Here is a 417-nt window from a genome sequence, read left to right as displayed (position 1 = left end):
TCGACCCTCTGATTAAAAGTCAGATGCTCTACCAACTGAGCTAATGGCTCGCAAATGGCTGGGGTACTAGGATTTGAACCTAGGAATGACGGAGTCAAAGTCCGTTGCCTTACCGCTTGGCTATACCCCAATGGTGGTGCCGGCAATAGGACTTGAACCCACAACCCCCTGATTACAAGTCAGGTGCTCTACCAATTGAGCTATACCGGCGTGTTTTGTATAAATGGTGGCTCGGGACGGAATCGAACCGCCGACACGAGGATTTTCAGTCCTCTGCTCTACCGACTGAGCTACCGAGCCATTCATGATTAATCTTCGCCATTCTTTAAGAAAAATGGCGGAGCTGACGGGACTCGAACCCGCGACCTCCGGTGTGACAGACCGGCGTGAACTCCAACTTCACCACAGCTCCATATT

Annotated in this window: 4 tRNA genes; all 4 read right to left on the bottom strand. The window is 51.3% G+C overall.

Going from position 1 to position 417, the window contains the following annotated elements:
* Window positions 1-55: 55 nt before the first annotated feature.
* Window positions 56-130, bottom strand: a tRNA-Gln gene (locus ACQ5DJ_RS30015).
* Window positions 131-134: 4 nt separating this feature from the next.
* Window positions 135-210: transfer RNA gene (locus ACQ5DJ_RS30010), tRNA-Thr, on the bottom strand.
* 14 nt (window positions 211-224) lie between these two features.
* Window positions 225-300 (bottom strand) — tRNA-Phe (locus tag ACQ5DJ_RS30005).
* A gap of 35 nt (window positions 301-335) precedes the next feature.
* Window positions 336-412 (bottom strand) — tRNA-Asp (locus ACQ5DJ_RS30000).
* Window positions 413-417 lie beyond the last annotated feature (5 nt).

Origin of the sequence: Brevibacillus sp. FIR094 (assembly GCF_050477165.1) — a bacterium.
In the GTDB taxonomy this organism is placed as follows: domain Bacteria; phylum Bacillota; class Bacilli; order Brevibacillales; family Brevibacillaceae; genus Brevibacillus.
The sequence above is the reverse complement of the archived record's forward strand: the minus strand, read 5'-3'. Positions and strand labels throughout refer to the sequence as shown.